General features: G+C 67.5%; 16 protein-coding genes. 10 read left to right on the top strand and 6 right to left on the bottom strand.

Features of this window, described 5'->3' with window-relative positions; translation table 11 throughout:
* Positions 1-10 precede the first annotated feature (10 nt).
* From WDM86_11535 to WDM86_11515, 5 genes are all read left to right on the top strand, one after another.
* On the top strand, positions 11-598 hold the full coding sequence (locus tag WDM86_11535) for a YdcF family protein (protein ID MEI9990661.1): 588 nt from the start codon (positions 11-13) through the stop codon (positions 596-598).
* Between the two features lie 27 nt (positions 599-625).
* Positions 626-1363 (top strand): 1-acyl-sn-glycerol-3-phosphate acyltransferase, encoded by a 738-nt coding sequence (locus WDM86_11530; GenBank protein MEI9990660.1) that lies wholly within the window; start codon positions 626-628, stop codon positions 1361-1363.
* A gap of 91 nt (positions 1364-1454) precedes the next feature.
* Positions 1455-4877 carry an LAGLIDADG family homing endonuclease gene (locus WDM86_11525; GenBank protein MEI9990659.1) on the top strand — a complete coding sequence of 1141 codons (3423 nt, stop codon included), beginning with the start codon at positions 1455-1457 and terminating at the stop codon, positions 4875-4877.
* A 30-nt stretch (positions 4878-4907) separates the two neighbouring features.
* Positions 4908-6104 (top strand): crosslink repair DNA glycosylase YcaQ family protein, encoded by a 1197-nt coding sequence (locus WDM86_11520; protein MEI9990658.1) that lies wholly within the window; start codon positions 4908-4910, stop codon positions 6102-6104.
* 172 nt (positions 6105-6276) lie between these two features.
* Entirely contained in the window at positions 6277-7302 is a 1026-nt protein-coding gene (locus WDM86_11515) for a DUF2125 domain-containing protein (GenBank protein ID MEI9990657.1), read from the top strand.
* On the opposite strand, the gene WDM86_11510 is transcribed toward WDM86_11515, so the two are convergent.
* From WDM86_11510 to WDM86_11500, 3 genes are read right to left on the bottom strand one after another with little or no spacing between them, the layout of a single operon-like run.
* Positions 7303-8247, bottom strand: a complete 945-nt coding sequence (locus tag WDM86_11510; GenBank protein MEI9990656.1) for a prephenate/arogenate dehydrogenase family protein — start codon at positions 8245-8247, stop codon at positions 7303-7305. It lies immediately after the preceding gene.
* Positions 8244-9329 carry a histidinol-phosphate transaminase gene (gene hisC / locus WDM86_11505; protein MEI9990655.1) on the bottom strand — a complete coding sequence of 362 codons (1086 nt, stop codon included), beginning with the start codon at positions 9327-9329 and terminating at the stop codon, positions 8244-8246. Before hisC ends, WDM86_11510 begins: the two co-directional genes overlap by 4 nt.
* A complete protein-coding gene (locus WDM86_11500) occupies positions 9326-10141 on the bottom strand; it encodes a hypothetical protein (GenBank protein MEI9990654.1) in 816 nt (271 codons plus the stop codon). The genes hisC and WDM86_11500 overlap by 4 nt, the downstream gene beginning before the upstream one ends.
* A gap of 174 nt (positions 10142-10315) precedes the next feature.
* Here WDM86_11500 and WDM86_11495 point away from each other — a divergent pair, with 174 nt between their 5' ends.
* Together WDM86_11495 and metW are read left to right on the top strand one after the other, a co-directional pair.
* Positions 10316-11482, top strand: coding sequence for a homoserine O-acetyltransferase (locus WDM86_11495; protein MEI9990653.1), 1167 nt, complete (start codon positions 10316-10318; stop codon positions 11480-11482).
* Entirely contained in the window at positions 11479-12090 is a 612-nt protein-coding gene (gene metW / locus WDM86_11490; protein ID MEI9990652.1) for a methionine biosynthesis protein MetW, read from the top strand. The genes WDM86_11495 and metW overlap by 4 nt, the downstream gene beginning before the upstream one ends.
* Positions 12091-12129: 39 nt before the next feature.
* On the opposite strand, the gene WDM86_11485 is transcribed toward metW, so the two are convergent.
* Together WDM86_11485 and WDM86_11480 are read right to left on the bottom strand one after the other, a co-directional pair.
* Positions 12130-12402 (bottom strand): hypothetical protein, encoded by a 273-nt coding sequence (locus tag WDM86_11485; GenBank protein MEI9990651.1) that lies wholly within the window; start codon positions 12400-12402, stop codon positions 12130-12132.
* Positions 12403-12675: 273 nt separating this feature from the next.
* Entirely contained in the window at positions 12676-13410 is a 735-nt protein-coding gene (locus WDM86_11480; GenBank protein MEI9990650.1) for a methyltransferase domain-containing protein, read from the bottom strand.
* A gap of 85 nt (positions 13411-13495) precedes the next feature.
* Here WDM86_11480 and gloB point away from each other — a divergent pair, with 85 nt between their 5' ends.
* Positions 13496-14260 (top strand): hydroxyacylglutathione hydrolase, encoded by a 765-nt coding sequence (gene gloB, locus WDM86_11475; GenBank protein MEI9990649.1) that lies wholly within the window; start codon positions 13496-13498, stop codon positions 14258-14260.
* A gap of 3 nt (positions 14261-14263) precedes the next feature.
* On the opposite strand, the gene WDM86_11470 is transcribed toward gloB, so the two are convergent.
* A complete protein-coding gene (locus tag WDM86_11470; protein ID MEI9990648.1) occupies positions 14264-14503 on the bottom strand; it encodes a hypothetical protein in 240 nt (79 codons plus the stop codon).
* Positions 14504-14687: 184 nt separating this feature from the next.
* Here WDM86_11470 and WDM86_11465 point away from each other — a divergent pair, with 184 nt between their 5' ends.
* Both WDM86_11465 and WDM86_11460 read left to right on the top strand, forming a co-directional pair.
* Positions 14688-15137, top strand: coding sequence for an MAPEG family protein (locus tag WDM86_11465; GenBank protein ID MEI9990647.1), 450 nt, complete (start codon positions 14688-14690; stop codon positions 15135-15137).
* Positions 15138-15722, top strand: coding sequence for a TIGR02466 family protein (locus WDM86_11460; GenBank protein ID MEI9990646.1), 585 nt, complete (start codon positions 15138-15140; stop codon positions 15720-15722).

Here is a 15722-nt window from a genome sequence, read left to right as displayed (position 1 = left end):
ATATAGAGTCATGGCCATGCGCGTTGTGCAGATCCTGGGCGGACTGGTCGCGATCTATGTCGCGGGCTTCCTGTTGTTCGTCGCGACGCTGCCGGTGCGCCCGACACAGGCGCTGAAGGCCGACGGCATCGTGGCGCTGACCGGCGGCGACGCGCGGGTCGACGCGGCCGTCGCGCTGTTCGAGGGCGGTGTCGGCAAGCGGCTCCTGATCTCGGGCGCCAACAAGGCCTCCAGCAAGGAGGAGCTGAAGCAGATTTCCAATGGCGGGCGGCGCTTCGCGTGCTGCGCCGATATCGGCTATGCGGCGGAGGACACTTATGGCAATGCGGAAGAAGCGGCCGAATGGGCGGCGCGGCATCGCTTCAAGAGCCTGATCGTCGTCACCGCGAGCTATCACATGCCGCGCAGCCTGCGCCTGTTCCATGCGATGATGCCGGGCGTGACGCTGATCGCCTATCCGGTCGAGCCGGCCGGCGTGGACATGGCGGCGTGGTGGCATCCCGGCACGCTGCACCTGCTGCACAACGAGTACTTGAAATACGTCGCAAGCTTTGTGATGACCGCGGTTGACCACAGCACGGCGCCCGGCAAGGCTTGAAACCTGGGCCCGGGCGATTCTTCATATATGACCATCCTCCGCTCGACGATCTTCATCGTCTGGTTTTCCCTCGTGACGGCCGTGCTGGCGGTCGGCTTCCTGCCGGCGCTGGTCCTGCCGCGCAGGATCACGGCGTGGATGGCACGGCGCTGGGTGGCGATCAATTTCTGGGGCCTGCGCGTGTTCGCCGGCGTGCGCTTCGAGGTGCGCGGCACGCTGCCGCCCAACGGCGTCCTCATCGCGCTCAAGCATATGAGCATGTGGGAAACGATGGCGATCTACCTGTTGCTCGACGATCCGGCCATCGTGCTCAAGAAGAGCCTGCAATATGTGCCGTTCTACGGCTGGTACATCACCAAGGCGCGGATGATCGCGATCGACCGCGAGGGCAAGGCGAACGCGCTGCGCAAGATGGCCGCCGCCGCGCGCCGCGAGCTGGCCGCCGGACGCAGCATCGCGATCTTTCCCGAGGGCACCCGCGTCAAGCCCGGCGCGCCGCCGGACTACAAGCCGGGCGTGGCGGCGCTCTACGGCCAGCTCGGCGTGCCCTGCGTGCCGGTGGCGCTCAATTCGGGCCTGTTCTGGACGGGGCCGGTGGGGTTCCTGAAGAAGAAGGGCACCATCGTGGTCGAATTCCTGCCGACCATCCCGGCCGGGCTGAAGCGGCGCGACTTCATGGACCGCCTGGAGGGCGCCATCGAGGGGGCGACGAACCTGCTGATCGCCGAAGGACAGGCGCAGCTCGACCGGCGCAACAGCCGGTAACCAAGTCGGAACGTTCCGCGAACAAACCTTGATTTTCAAGTCCCAAAGCGTTAGCTGTGTAGCCCGCCACGCGGGCCCCTGGGACGAGGCCATGAGCGATATTTCCCGCCAGATCTGGGACATGAAATACCGGCTGAAACAGCCGGACGGCACACCCGTGGACGGCGATTTCGCCGACACCTGGGCGCGTGTCGCCCTCGCCTCCGCCGCCGCGGAAGCCCCGGAGAAGCGCGGCGCGCAGGCGCTAGCCTTTGCCCAGGCGCTGGCGGGACACCGCTTCCTGCCCGCCGGACGCATCCTGGCGGGCGCCGGCACCGACCGGTCGGTGACCCTCTTCAACTGCTTCGTGATGGGCACCATCGAGGATTCGATGGACGGCATCTTTTGCGCCGTGCGCGAGGCGGCGCTGACGCTGCAGCAGGGCGGCGGCATCGGCTACGATTTCTCGACGCTGCGTCCCAAGGGCGCCGCCGTGAAGGGCGTGGGCGCCGATGCTTCGGGCCCAGTGTCGTTCATGGAAGTGTGGGACGCGATGTGCCGCACCATCATGTCGGCCGGCAGCCGGCGCGGCGCGATGATGGCGACGCTGGCGATCGACCATCCCGACATCGAAACCTTCATCGACGCCAAGCGCGAGGCGGGACACCTCACCAATTTCAATCTCTCGGTGCTGGTGAGCGACGCGTTCATGGACGCGGTGAAGGCGGACGCGCCGTGGGACCTGAAGTTCGGCGGCGCGGTCTATCGCAGCGTGCGGGCGCGCGATCTGTGGGACCGCATCATGCGCGCGACCTACGAGACCGCCGAGCCCGGCGTGATCTTCATCGACCGGATCAACACGGAAAACAATCTCGGATACTGCGAGACGATAGCCGCGACGAATCCGTGCATCACGGGCGATAGCTGGATCGCGACGGCGGAGGGACCAAGACAGGTCGGCGAACTCGTCGGCAAGCCGTTCGAAGCGTTGGCCGAAGGCCGCGCCTGGCCGAGCGATCCGCGCGGTTTCTTTTCGAACGGCACGAAGCCCGTCGTCAGATTGACGACGGCCGAGGGCTATTCGCTCCGGCTCACCGCCGATCATCGCGTGCGGAAAGTCACGCGGCGGACCCGCTGGTCCAGCGATTGGATCTGGGCGGAGGCCGGCACGCTGAAGACGGGCGACGAGGTTCTGCTCCATGACCATCGCGCCATCGCGGCATGGGGCGATCCTGGGCATGCGCCGACGGATCGCGACGAGGGCTATCTGCTCGGTCTTCTCGTGGGCGATGGAACATTGAAGGCGGACAAGGCCGTTCTTTCGGTATGGCCGGGCGCGCGCGCGGTCAACGGCGAAGACCTGCAAAGCGGCGTTCGCGGTGTGATGGACGCGGCGTTCGAGGCGGCATCGCGGATGCCGCATCGGAGCGATTTTGCCGGTTGGCTGGAAGTGCCAGGTCGTGGCGAATATCGGTTGGCGACGGGCGCCCTTAAAAGACTGGCGCTCGACGCCGGCATGGCGCCGGGCAACAAGCGGATTTCGCCGGCGCTGGAGCGCCGCTCCAGCGCCTTCCATGCCGCCTTCCTGCGCGGCTTCTTCGACGCCGATGGCAGCGTGCAAGGCGCGCAGGATAAAGGCGTGAGCGTGCGGCTGAGCCAGAGCGATCTCGAACGTCTGGAAGCCGTGCAACGCATGTTGCTGCGGCTGGGCATCGCCAGCGTCATCTATCGCAACCGGCGGCCGGAAGGCGAACGGGATTTGCCCGATGGCAAAGGCGGCAGCAAAGCCTATGCGACAATGGCACAACATGAGTTGGTCATTTCCGGCGACAATCTGCCGGTCTTCGCCGAACGCGTCGGATTTTCCGATTCCGACAAGGCGTCGCGGCTGACGATGGCGGTGGCGAATTATCGCCGCGCCCTCAATCGGGAACGGTTTTGCGCGACCGTCGAGTCGATCCATGCCGACGGCGAGGCCGAGGTCTTCGACGCCGCCATTCCCGGGTTGAACGCTTTCGATGCCGACGGCCTGTGGGCGCATAATTGCGGCGAGCAACCCCTGCCGCCTTACGGCGCGTGCCTGCTGGGGTCGATCAATCTGGCCAAGCTGGTGAAGCAGCCCTTCGAAGAGGATGCGCATCTCGATATCGAGGAATTGGCGCGGCTGACCAAGGTCGCCGTGCGCATGCTCGACAACGCCATCGACGTGTCGCGCTTCCCGCTGCCGCAGCAGCAGGCGGAAGCCAAAGCCAAGCGGCGCATCGGGCTCGGCGTCACCGGCCTCGCCGACGCGCTGATCTTCTGCCGCACGCGCTATGGTTCGCGAGAGAGCGTGGCGCTGATCGATGCCTGGCTGTCGGCGCTGAGCGACGCGGCCTATCTCGCCTCCGCCGAACTGGCCGCCGAGAAGGGCGCCTTTCCGCTGTTCGACGCGCACGAGTTCCTGAACCGGCCCTTCACCCTGCGCCTGCCGCAGGAGGTGCGCGGCGCCATCGCCAAACACGGCATCCGCAACGGGCTTCTGACCTCTATCGCGCCGACCGGCACGATCTCGCTGTTCGCCGGCAATGTGTCGAGCGGCGTCGAGCCGGTGTTCGCCTATAGCTATACCCGCCGCGTGCTGCAGCCCGACGGCAGCCACACCACCGAGGCGGTCGAGGACTATGCCTATCGCGCCTTCCGCGCCCGCTTCGGCGAGGAAGCGGCGCTGCCGGATTATTTCGTCACGGCGCAGACCATCGCGCCCGAGGACCACCTCGCGGTGCAGGCGGCAGCGCAGCGCCATATCGACAGCTCGATCTCCAAGACGATCAACGTGCCGGCTTCCATCTCCTTCGAGGCGTTCAAGGACGTCTATGCCCGCGCCTATGAGCTGGGCTGCAAGGGCTGCACGACCTATCGGCCCAACGCGGTGACGGGCGCGGTGCTGGAAGCGGCGGCGCCCGAGGCGGCGGAGGAGATTGCGCCGGTGCCGGCGGCGCGGCCGCGCGAGAGCACGGGCGGGGTCGTCTACATGACGCGGCCGCTCGACCGGCCCGACGTGCTGATCGGCCAGACCTATAAGATCAAATGGCTGGACAGCGACCATGCCTTCTACATCACGGTGAACGACATCGAGAAGGACGGACGCCGGCGCCCGTTCGAGGTGTTCATCAACTCCAAGAACATGGAGGCCTATGCCTGGGCGTTGGCGCTGACGCGGATGATCTCGGCGGTGTTTCGGCGCGGCGGCGACGTGTCCTTCGTGGTGGACGAATTGAAGGCGATCTTCGATCCGCGCGGCGGCCAATGGAGCGGCGAGCGCTATGTGCCCTCGCTGATGGCGGCGATCGGCGAGGTGCTGGAGAAGCACATGATCGACACCGGCTTCATCGCGCCGCATGGCGAGGCCCTGATGGCGAGCGAGCGCCGCGCCGTGGCGGTGGCCGCGGAAGGCGCGCCGGCGCGGTTCTGCCCGCGCTGCGGCTCGCCCAGCCTGGTCAAGCTCGAAGGCTGCGAATCCTGCGTGTCGTGCGGCTATTCGCGTTGCGGGTGAGATGGCCTCAAGCAGCGAAGCGATAGGCCATTGAACAAGCCTTTCCACATCCCCAACGAAAAAGCCCGCGCGCTGATCCTGGCGCGGCATGGGCTTTCGGGCGTGCGACAGGCGGGCGGGGCGGCCGCGGTGGCGCCGCTGATCGGCAAGCTCGGCTATGTGCAGCTCGATTCGATCAAGATCGTCGAGCGGGCGCATCATCACATTCTCTTTTCGCGCCACACCGGCTATCGGCCGCGCCATCTCGATCGGCTGCAGGCCAAGGCGCCGGCGCTGTTCGAGCACTGGACGCACGATTCCTCGCTCATCCCGCTGGAGCATTATCCGCATTGGCGCCACCGCTTCGCCAGGAGCAAGGCCAATGTCGCGGCGTGGCGCGAGCGCTATGGCGACGACAAGGTGCTGGACGTGGTGCGCGGGCACATCGAACAGCACGGCGCGTCGCGGGCGCGCGACTTCGCGCATCTGGGCGGACGCACCGGGCCGTGGTGGGGCTGGGGGCCGGCCAAGGCGGCGCTCGAATATCTCTGGCGCACCGGCGAGCTCGCGGTGCTGGCGCGCGACGGGTTCGAGAAGATCTACGATCTGTCCGAGCGCGTCATCGCGAAGGATCTGCGCACGGCGCGGCCGACGCGGCTGCAGACGCTGGACTGGGCGCACAACGCGGCGCTCGACCGGCTGGGCGCCGGGACGGCGCGGATGATCGCGGATTTCTGGGGCCATGCCTCCATCCCCGAGGCGGCGAAATGGATCGAGGGCGAAAAGAAGAAGGGCCGGCTGATCGACGTGACGCTGGAGGGCGCGCCCGGCCTGCGCGGCTTCAATGCCGTGGCGCGGCCCGACATCGAAGCGCAGGTGGCGCACCTGCCGGCGCCGACTTCGCGGCTGCGGGTGCTGTCGCCGTTCGATCCGGTGCTGCGCGACCGGGCGCGGGTCGAGCGCATCTTCGGCTTCGACTATCGGCTCGAGGTGTTCACGCCCGGACCGAAGCGGACCTATGGCTACTACGTCTTCCCCCTGCTGGAGGGCGACCGCTTTGTCGGCCGCATCGACATGAAGGCGGAGCGGGCGAAGGACGCCCTGGCGGTCAAGGCGCTGTGGATGGAGAATCGGCTGACGCTGAGCAAGGCGCGGCGGGGCAAGCTCGAACGGGAACTGGCGCGGCAGGCACGGCTCGGCGAGGTACGCGACATCCTGTTCCCGCAATCCGCGCTCAAAACCGTCTAATGTCCCAAGTTGAAATTTCGCACCAATCACTGTCATCCGCCGCGAATGCGGGCCACCCAGCTGAAACCTGCACTGCCAGAGCAGATGTCACCTGGGTGGCCCGCATTCGCGGGCCATGACACCTCCTTTTAATGCGATGAACGTCTGATTCAGGACACCAGGTTCGCGGCCCATGAAATATTCCAGCCGGTTCTTTCTCTATGCGCCGCTGGCGCTGTTCCTGTCGCTCGCGGCGGCGACCGGCGTCTATTGGTGGGTGGTCGCGGGCGCGCTGTCGGCGCGGCTGGACGCGATGAACGGGCATGAGGCGATGCCCGGCGTGACGCTCAGCTTCAAGTCGAAGAGCGTCAGCGGCTTTCCGTTCAACCTCGATGTCGTGTTCCAGGACTTCAGCCTGACGGTGAAGACGCCGCATGGGCCTGCGTCCTGGGCGAGCGAGAAATTCGCGATGCACGGCCTGACCTATGGCCGCGAGCAGTTCATCTACGAGGCGGCGGGGCGGCAGGCGCTGCGCTGGACCGATCTCGCGGGCAAGGCGCATGCGATGCCGTTCGAGGTCGGCGACCTGCACGCCAGCACCATCGCGGGCGAACGCGGGCTGTCGCGTTTCGATCTCGACCTTGTCGGCTTCGGCTCGCCGGCGCTGACGGCGGGTCGGGTGCAGCTTCACGCGCGGATCGCGCCGGGCGGCACCGTGCTCGATCTCTTCGCCACCGCCGACGGCGTGCATCTGTCGCCACGGCTGACGTCTTTGTTCGGCCCGGACATCGTGTCGGTGAAGCTCAGCGCCGCCGCCGCGCCGGCGCGGGCGTTCGACGGGTTGCGCGCCGGCCTGACCGATTGGGTGAGCGCGCTCGAAACCTTCCGCGCCGCGAATGGCGCGCTGGCGGTGAACGATCTGGAGATTTCGTGGAAGGGGCTGAGCGCGATGGGCAAGGGCCGCCTCGCGCTCGATGCGGCGCATGCGGTGGACGGCTTGCTGGATTTCAAGATCGCCGGCATCGAGACGCTGCTCGACAATGCCCGCCGCCATGGCGCGCGCGGCAATCCGAATGACGGCATCGCGGCGGCGTTGCTCGACCGCGCGGCGGTCGGCGGGAGCAACCAAGCGGGACTGCTGGGTGCTGTGGTCGGCTTTCACGGCGGCATCGTCACCGTCGGCGGCGAACCCGCGACGACGGAAGAGCCGCTGTATTGATCAGCGCTTACGCGTCTTCTTCTCCGCCACCGGCGCGGGCGTGCGGCCGAAATTCACCGCGGCGCTGTCCTGGCCGGCGTCGACGATGCCGCGGCGGATTGCGCGGGTACGCGTGAACAGCTTGAACAGCGCATCGCCGTCGCCCCAGCGGATCTGACGCTGCAAGGCGCTCAGATCCTCGCTGAAGCGGCCCAGCACTTCGAGCACCGCGTCCTTGTTGTTGAGGAACACGTCGCGCCACATCGTGGGGTCCGAGGCCGCGATGCGCGTGAAATCGCGAAAGCCGCCGGCAGAGTATTTGATCACCTCGCCCTCGGTCACGCTCTTCAGATCGTCGGCGGTGCCGACGATGTTGTAGGCGATCAGATGCGGCACATGGCTGGTGACCGCGAGCACCAGATCGTGATGCTTGACGTCCATCGTCTCGACCTTGCTGCCGAGCCGTTCCCAGAAGGCGCGCATTGCCTTGACCGCGCGCTTGTCGGTGCCCTTGGGCGGGGTGAGCAGGCACCAGCGGCCGTCGAACAACTCGGCGAAGCCGGCGGCGGGGCCGGACTGTTCGGTGCCGGCGACCGGATGGGCCGGCACGAAATGCACGGTCTTGGGAAGATGCGGCGCGACATCGGCGATCACCGAGCCCTTGACCGAGCCGACATCGCTGACGATGGCGCCCGACTTCAGGCTGGACGCGAAGGCCCTGGCGAGCGCGCCATAGGCGCCGACCGGCGTCGCCAGGATCACCAGATCGGCGCCCCGCACCGCCGCCGCCGGCGTCGCGGCGTAGCTGTCGGCGAGCTTGAGCTTGCGCGCGACGGCGAGCGCGTCGCGGCGGTCGTGCGCCACGATATGACCGGCGACGCCGCCGCGCCGCATCGCCCGCGCCACGGACGAGCCGAGCAAGCCGAAGCCCAGCACGGCGACGCGGTCGAACAGGGGCTTCTTCATCTGGCTTTCACGAAATCGGCCAGCGCGGCGACGGCGGCGCGATTGCCCTCTTCCGGCCCCACGCTGAGCCGCAGGCACTGCGAAAGGCCATAGCTCGCCACGCCGCGCAGGATGACGCCGCGCCGCGAGAGGAAGTCGTCCGCCTCCTTCGCCGTTGCCGCGTCGGCGAAATGGATCAGCACGAAATTGGCGACGCTGTCGTCGACCCGCAGGCCGAGCTTGCGGATCGCGTCGGTCAGCCAGGCGCGCCATTTCTCGTTGTGCGCGAAATTGGTTTCGAGATGGGCGCTGTCGGTCAGCGCCGCCGCCGCGGCGCGCTGCGCCGGCACCGAGACGTTGAACGGACCGCGGATGCGGTTGAGGACGTCCACCACGTCCGCCGGGCAATAGGACCAGCCGACTCGCAGGCCCGCGAGGCCATAGATCTTCGAGAAAGTCCGCGTCATCACGACATTGGGGAAGCGCGAGACCATTTCGATCCCCGTTTCGTAGTCGTTGCGGCGGACATATTCGGCATAGGCCGCGTCGATGACGAGCAGCGCGTCGGCCGGAAGCCCCGCCTGCAGCCGGCGCACCTCGTCGTGCGGAAGATAGGTGCCGGTCGGGTTGTTCGGATTGGCGAGATAGACCAGCCGCGTCCTCGGCGTCACCGCCGCCAGCAGGGCATCGACATCGGTCGTGAGGTTCTTCTCCGGCACCGAGATCGGCCTGGCGCTGTTGGTGAGCGCCGCGATCCGATAGACGAGGAAGGCGTGCTCGCTGAACAGCACTTCGTCGCCGGGTCGAAGATACGCCGCCGCCAGCAGGGTCAGGATCTCGTCGGAGCCGTTGCCGCAGACGATGCGCGCCGGATCGAGCCCGTAATGCTGCGCGATCGTCTCGCGCAGGTGCTTGGCGCTGCCTTCGGGATAGATGTCCAGGCCGTGCGCCGCCGACAGGAAAGCCTCGATCGCCTTGGGGCTGGCGCCGAGCGCCGATTCGTTGGACGACAGCTTGTAGGTCTTCGCCACACCCGTCACTTCGGCGCGGCCGCCGACATAGGGCACGATATCGAGGATGCCGGGACGGGGCGTGAGCGTCATGGCGCGGGAACTCCGGTGAGCGGATTGGCATAGCAGCCGACGATCGCGGTGCGCAGGATGCCCTCGCCGCCCTGCTCCATCAGCACGCCGAGCCGCGAATCGCCGGGCTGCACGAAGCCGGCGACGTCGAGCAGGTGATAGCGGACCGCGCTGTTGGTCGAATCGCGGCTGACGGCCAGCAGGCGGGCGTCGAACCCGCCCAGCTTCAGGAGCGATTGCAGCTTGGTGAGGCTGAGGCCGTCGCCCGCTTCCAGCATCACCAGCGTGGTGTCGTCGCCGCTCGGCTCGGGCTCCAGCGTGCCGATGACATAGGCGGCGGGCTGCTCGGCGCCGACGAGCGGCAGGGTGGCGACCACGCGCGGGCCGGCCTGCCCGGCCGGGGTGAGCTGGGCCCACCAGGCGCGCGCGTTCTCGTCGCTTTCCGGCGGCGGCACGACGCCGAAGGCGGCCGGATCGCCGGAGCATTCGTGCACGATGGCGGTCGCCGACAGATGGCCCTTCATCGTCACCAGCGAGCCGAACAGATCGCGCGCCAGATCGCGGAACTGGCCGGCGCGGTCGGCGGCATAGACATGGATGGTGCGGCCCGCCGGCGCCTGGGCCGCCATCATCTCGCGCCAGATGCGCAGCAAGGCGGCGAGCGGCAGGCTGCCCTTGTGCCGGCCCACGAGGCGGCGCAGGCGCACGGCCTGCTCGGCCGGCGAGATCGCGGTGGCGATCTGCGCGCGCTTGATCAGGAGGTCGTGGATCTTGTCGTCCAGGGCGTCCAGGCGGGCGGGCAGATCGTCTTGTGATGGCTTGCGCGGCGGCATCGGCGGAATTCGTATTTATCCTTGTTTTACAGGAAACGCCCCCGCCGGCTGGCCGAAGGGGCGGTATTGATAAGGGCGGCGCGGCGCAAAATCAAAGCGCGGGTTTGACACCGCCGGCCGCTGGCCTTAGCAAAACCGCCCCTGGGTCAAGGCTGGCCGCGAAAAGAGAGGCGAATGGCGGGAGTCGGAAATCCGAAATTCCTGCGTCCGGTGGCCGACACCGACGCCGATATCGGCCACGCGATCACTTTCGACGCGCCGCTGACGCTGGATTGCGGCCAGACCGTCGCGCCCCTGACCGTGGCGTACATGACCTATGGCACGCTGAACGCCGACAAATCGAACGCGGTGCTGGTCTGCCATGCGCTGACCGGAGATCAGTTCGCCGCCTCGGCCCATCCCGTCACCGGCAAGCAGGGCTGGTGGGACACGATGGTCGGGCCGGGCAAGCCGATCGATACCGACCGGTTCTTCGTCATCTGCTCCAACGTGCTCGGCGGCTGCATGGGCACGACGGGACCGGCGGAGATCTCGCCGGCGACGGGCCGGCCCTACGGCCTCGACTTCCCGCTGGTCACCATCCGCGACATGGTGCGGGCGCAGGCCATGCTGCTCGACGCGCTCGGCATCGAGAAGGTGCTGAGCGTGATCGGCGGCTCGATGGGCGGCATGCAGGTGCTGCAATGGGCGGCGGAATTTCCCGGCCGGGTGGTCTCGGCGGTGCCGATCGCCTGCGCGGCGCGCCATTCGGCGCAGAACATCGCCTTCCACGAAGTCGGCCGCCAGGCGATCATGGCCGATCCGGACTGGAAGAACGGCACCTATCAACTCCACGGCGTGCAGCCCTCGAAGGGCCTGGCGGTTGCGCGCATGGCGGCGCACATCACCTATCTGTCGGAGGCCGCGCTGCAGCGCAAATTCGGCCGCGAATTGCAGGATCGCGAGCGGATCTCGTTCGGCTTCGGGCCGGACTTCCAGATCGAGTCCTATCTGCGCCACCAGGGCATCGCCTTCGTCGACCGCTTCGACGCCAATTCCTATCTCTACATCACGCGCGCGATGGACTATTTCGACATCGCCGCCGAGCATGGCGGGGTGCTCGCGGCGGCCTTCGCCGGTGCCAAGGCGCGTTTCCTGATCGTCTCCTTCACCAGCGACTGGCTGTTCCCCACCGCGGAGAACAAGCATGTCGCGCACGCGCTGAACGCCAGCGCCGCCACCGTCAGCTTCGTGGAGATCGCGACCGACCGCGGCCACGACGCCTTCCTGCTCGACGAGCCGGAGATGTTCGCGACCATCCGCGGCTTTCTGAATTCGGTCGCGGTCTCGGTGGGCGCATGACGGCGGCGCTGCGCCCCGATCTGGCGGCGATCGCGGAGATGATCCCCCTGGGCGCGCGGGTGCTCGACGTCGGCTGCGGCGACGGCGCGCTGCTGGAAGTTCTTTCGACCACCAAGGGCGTGGACGGGCGCGGCATCGAGCTGTCGCAGCAGAACGTGAACGCCTGCGTGGCGCGCGGCCTGCCGGTGATGCAGGGCGATGCCGACACCGACCTTGGCGAATATCCGTCCGGCGCGTTCGACGTGGCGATCCTGAGCCAGACGATCCAGGCGACGCGCAATCCCAAGGAGGTGCTGGGCCATCTCCTGCGGATCGGGCGGCGCACCGTGATCTCGCTGCCGAATTTCGGCCATTGGCGGGTGCGCGCCTCGCTTGTCGTTCACGGCCGCATGCCGCGGACGCGCGCGCTGAGCTATCACTGGTACGACACGCCGAACATCCATCTGTGCACCATCGCCGATTTCCTCGGGCTGGCGCGGGAGATGGGCGCGAAGATCGAGCGCGCGCTGGCGCTGGACGAGAAGGGCCGCTCGAGCGCGATGCGGGCCGAATCCTGGGGCCCGAACATCCTGGCGGACGGCGCGATCTTTCTGTTGAAGAAGGATTGACGGCGAGCGAGCGGGGGCACCCGCTCGCCATCACGTCCTTTAGCTGGCGCCGAGAAGGTCGAGCGCCTTGGAATAGCCGTCGACGCCGATCTTGTAGACGCCGTGCGCGCAGAAGCTGGCGGCATCGCGGGCGCGGGTCTTGGCGGTGGAATAGTTCGGCGACTGCTGATTCGCATCGAGCGCGGCCGACACCTTCTTCTGCAGGTGCAGGCAGCCGATGGCGGTGGCGGGCTCGTCGGTCTGCGCGTAGGCGGCGGTACCCAGCATCACCGACAGCGCCGCGGCCGAGACCACATATTTCGTGAGATTCATCGCATCCTCCTGTTTTGAACCGGCACTCGGCCGGTTCAGTGCATTTGGGGGAAGACCATGACGAATGTAAGAGGGCTACGATCACGCATCTGTTAGAGTGATGACGTTCCGGTTACGCCCGCGCGCCGATACGCGCGTTTCCCGCGACAAACGCGCATGGGACGAAGCATCCGCGCCGACGCATGCCCGCTACGCGAAAATCGGATGCGGTTCGCACTAGCGTACCGCGCCGGCGGCGAGAACGGTGACGCCGATGTCACCGACGTCAAGACGTTAACGTTCGCCGCGCATCGTGGCCTGCGCCTCGCGCGCCGGCGCCCATTGCGGAACCGTCTTGCCGACGCGCACCGGTGCGCTGCCGTAGAAGGTCTTGCCGGCCTCGACCAGATGCACGCCGGCGGTGCCCGGCGCGATCCGCTTGAGAATGCGGTCCCAGCCCATCCCGGTGCCGACGAGGCGGCGGCCGCGGAACGGCGGCATGTAGAGCGCGCGGTCCCAGGCCAGCGGTTCGAACAGGGCGCCGCGCAACAGCCGGTCGAGCTCGCCGCGGCTGAACGGCCGGCCGACGCCGAACGGCGAGCGGTCGAGCTGGGCCCACAGGCTCGTGCGGTTGGGCGCGACCAGCAGCAGGCGACCTTCCGGCGCCAGCACGCGCCAGAGCTGGCGCAGCAGGGGACGCGCGCCATCGGCGCCTTCAAGACCGTGCACGACGAGGATGCGATCGAAGAAGGCGTCGGGGAAAGGCAAGGCTGCCTCATCGCCGAGCGCGGTCAAGGAACGGGCAGGCGGCCAGGCGACGACGCCCTGCTGCGCCGGCATGAGCGCGACGACGCGTTCGGCCTCGGCCTGGAACTGCCTCAAATAAGGCACGGCAAATCCATAGCCAAGCAGGCAGGCGCCCTTGGCCGACGGCCACAGGACGCGCAATTGCCGCGCTACGATGCGCCGCGTCAAAAGGCCCAGCGGCGCCTCGTAGAAATCCGCCAAGTCTGCGGCATCAAGTTGCATGCTCTTTGCCTAGCGCGACGCCGCGTCCGGTTCAACGCGCGCGACCCCGCTGTTAGGGTCCGTATTCGCGCAAAAGGACAACAATATGGCCGCGCTTGAGATCGAACTCGTTCCGTGCCTGAAGGACAATTACGCCTATCTGGTCCATGACGCGGATGCGAAGCTGACGGCGGTGGTCGATCCTTCCGAGCCCGAGCCGGTGCGCCAGGCGCTGTCGCGGCACGGCTGGACACTGTCCCATATCCTGAACACCCATCACCATTTCGATCACACCGGCGGGAACCTGCCGCTCAAGGAACAATTCGGCGCCAGGGTGGTGGGACCGGAGAAGGACCGCGAACGCATTCCGGGCATCGACGAGGGCGTCGGCGAAAGCGCGGCCTGGTCGTTCGGCGCGCGCGCGGTGCCGGTGCTGGAGATCCCGGCGCATACCCGCGCCCATATCGCCTTCGTGTTCGACGACGCGGTGTTCACCGGCGACACGCTGTTCGCGATGGGCTGCGGCCGGCTGTTCGAGGGCACGCCGGCGATGATGTGGACGAGCCTGTCCAAGCTGATGACGCTGCCCGACGCGACGCGGGTCTATTGCGGCCATGAATACACGCTGAGCAATGGCCGTTTCGCGCTGACGCTGGAGCCGAAGAACGAGGCGCTGGCGCGGCGCATGCGCGAGGTCGAGGCCCTGCGCGCCAAGGGGGCGCCGACCATCCCGTCGACCATCGGGCTCGAGAAGAAGACCAATCCGTTCCTGCGGCCCGGCTCGGCCGAGATCCGCCAATCGCTGGGACTGGCCGATGCGAGCGACGTCGAGGTGTTCGCCGAGATGCGCAAGCGGAAGGATAATTTCTAGGACTTACTTGTCGCCGTCGTCGTCATCGCTGTGGTGATGATGGTGATGGTCGGAATCGTCGTCATCGTCGGAACCGCTGACGGTGTCGGCCGCGCCCTTGGCGACGCTGCCGGCGACATGGACGGTGGTGCTGACCACGGTCGTCGCCACGCCGACGCCGGCGCTCGCGACGTCATAGGCGATGCAGCCGGAAAGCGCGAAGCCCAGCAAACCCACAACGGCAATCGGAAGCAGTGCGCGCATCGGATGTTCCCCTTCGGCGACGGAGGCAAGATCGCACAAACGACGTCAACGAACCACTAAGGATTAGGGCTTGGCCGTCCGGCGCGATCATGGCGCAAATGTAATCGTCGTCGTTTTCGCCGCCCGCCGGCATGGAGCGGGCGCCGCCAACCGGCTAGGCTTGGCGCCAAACGAGGGGGCTCGCATGTCATTCATCCACGCTCTGCCGGTTTTCGCGCCGTCGCTGGGCGGTCTCGGCACGGAATTCACGATGCTGGCGCTTGCCGTGGCGCTGGGGCTGTTCCAGATCCTGATCGCGGCGCGCACCGGCAACGGCCAGCGCGGCCTCAAATGGAATGTCGGGGCGCGCGACGAGCCGCCGCCGCCGGTGAGCAAGGTCGCCGGACGGCTGGAGCGCGCCTCTCGCAATTTCATGGAGACGTTTCCGTTCTTCGCGGTGGTCGTGATCCTCCTGGCGCTGGCGGGGCGGCACAATTGGGCGACGGTGTGGGGCAGCGAGATCTATCTGGCGGCGCGCATCGTCTATCTGCCGCTCTACGGCTTCGGCGTGCCGGGATTGCGGACGCTGGTCTGGCTGGTCTCGCTTCTGGCGATCGTCCTGCTGCTCGCGGCCCTGTTCTTTCCGGCGATCTGAATGGCGAAATCCTATTTCGCGACGCAGATCTACAAGGCGCAATTGCCGGCCGGCCCCAACGCCGCACTGGCGCGCGTCTGCCTCGCCATCGCGCGCGAGGATCTGGCCGGGCGGCGCTGGGCCAAGGAGCATGGCTATCGCGGCTATACGTCTTACGCCTCGCTCGACGACCTGCCGTTGCGCGCCCCGGAATTCGCCGAGCTGGTCGCGCGGATCGATCCACATGTCCGCCGTTTCGCGCGCGACTTGCAGTTCGCGCGCACGCGACTGACGCTGGACAGCCTGTGGCTGAACGTCATGGAGCCGGGCGCGGTGCATGGCGCGCATATCCATCCGCATTCGGCGATCAGCGGGACCTATTACGTGTCGCTGCCCAAGGGCGCGAGCGCGATCCGCTTCGAGGATCCGCGCCTGCCCCTGATGATGGCCGCGCCGGTGAAGCGGCAGAGCGCGCGCGACAAGCCGTTCGTCACCCTCGCGCCCGGGCCGGGCACGCTGCTTCTGTGGGAGAGCTGGCTGCGCCACGACGTGCCGCAGAACGATTCGCGAAAGCCGCGCATCTCGATCAGCTTCAACTATCGCTGA

The sequence above is a fragment of the Rhizomicrobium sp. genome, assembly GCA_037200045.1.
GTDB lineage: Bacteria > Pseudomonadota > Alphaproteobacteria > Micropepsales > Micropepsaceae > Rhizomicrobium.
This window is presented reverse-complemented; position numbering and strand designations above follow the sequence as displayed.

Coding starts and splice junctions, on each gene's coding strand:
- WDM86_11535 (MEI9990661.1), top strand. CDS start 11: ATGGCCATGCGCGTTGTGCAGATCCTGGGCGGACTGGTCGCGATCTAT.
- WDM86_11530 (MEI9990660.1), top strand. CDS start 626: ATGACCATCCTCCGCTCGACGATCTTCATCGTCTGGTTTTCCCTCGTG.
- WDM86_11525 (MEI9990659.1), top strand. CDS start 1,455: ATGAGCGATATTTCCCGCCAGATCTGGGACATGAAATACCGGCTGAAA.
- WDM86_11515 (MEI9990657.1), top strand. CDS start 6,277: ATGAAATATTCCAGCCGGTTCTTTCTCTATGCGCCGCTGGCGCTGTTC.
- WDM86_11510 (MEI9990656.1), bottom strand. CDS start 8,247: ATGAAGAAGCCCCTGTTCGACCGCGTCGCCGTGCTGGGCTTCGGCTTG.
- hisC (MEI9990655.1), bottom strand. CDS start 9,329: ATGACGCTCACGCCCCGTCCCGGCATCCTCGATATCGTGCCCTATGTC.
- WDM86_11500 (MEI9990654.1), bottom strand. CDS start 10,141: ATGCCGCCGCGCAAGCCATCACAAGACGATCTGCCCGCCCGCCTGGAC.
- WDM86_11495 (MEI9990653.1), top strand. CDS start 10,316: ATGGCGGGAGTCGGAAATCCGAAATTCCTGCGTCCGGTGGCCGACACC.
- metW (MEI9990652.1), top strand. CDS start 11,479: ATGACGGCGGCGCTGCGCCCCGATCTGGCGGCGATCGCGGAGATGATC.
- WDM86_11485 (MEI9990651.1), bottom strand. CDS start 12,402: ATGAATCTCACGAAATATGTGGTCTCGGCCGCGGCGCTGTCGGTGATG.
- WDM86_11480 (MEI9990650.1), bottom strand. CDS start 13,410: ATGCAACTTGATGCCGCAGACTTGGCGGATTTCTACGAGGCGCCGCTG.
- gloB (MEI9990649.1), top strand. CDS start 13,496: ATGGCCGCGCTTGAGATCGAACTCGTTCCGTGCCTGAAGGACAATTAC.
- WDM86_11470 (MEI9990648.1), bottom strand. CDS start 14,503: ATGCGCGCACTGCTTCCGATTGCCGTTGTGGGTTTGCTGGGCTTCGCG.
- WDM86_11465 (MEI9990647.1), top strand. CDS start 14,688: ATGTCATTCATCCACGCTCTGCCGGTTTTCGCGCCGTCGCTGGGCGGT.
- WDM86_11460 (MEI9990646.1), top strand. CDS start 15,138: ATGGCGAAATCCTATTTCGCGACGCAGATCTACAAGGCGCAATTGCCG.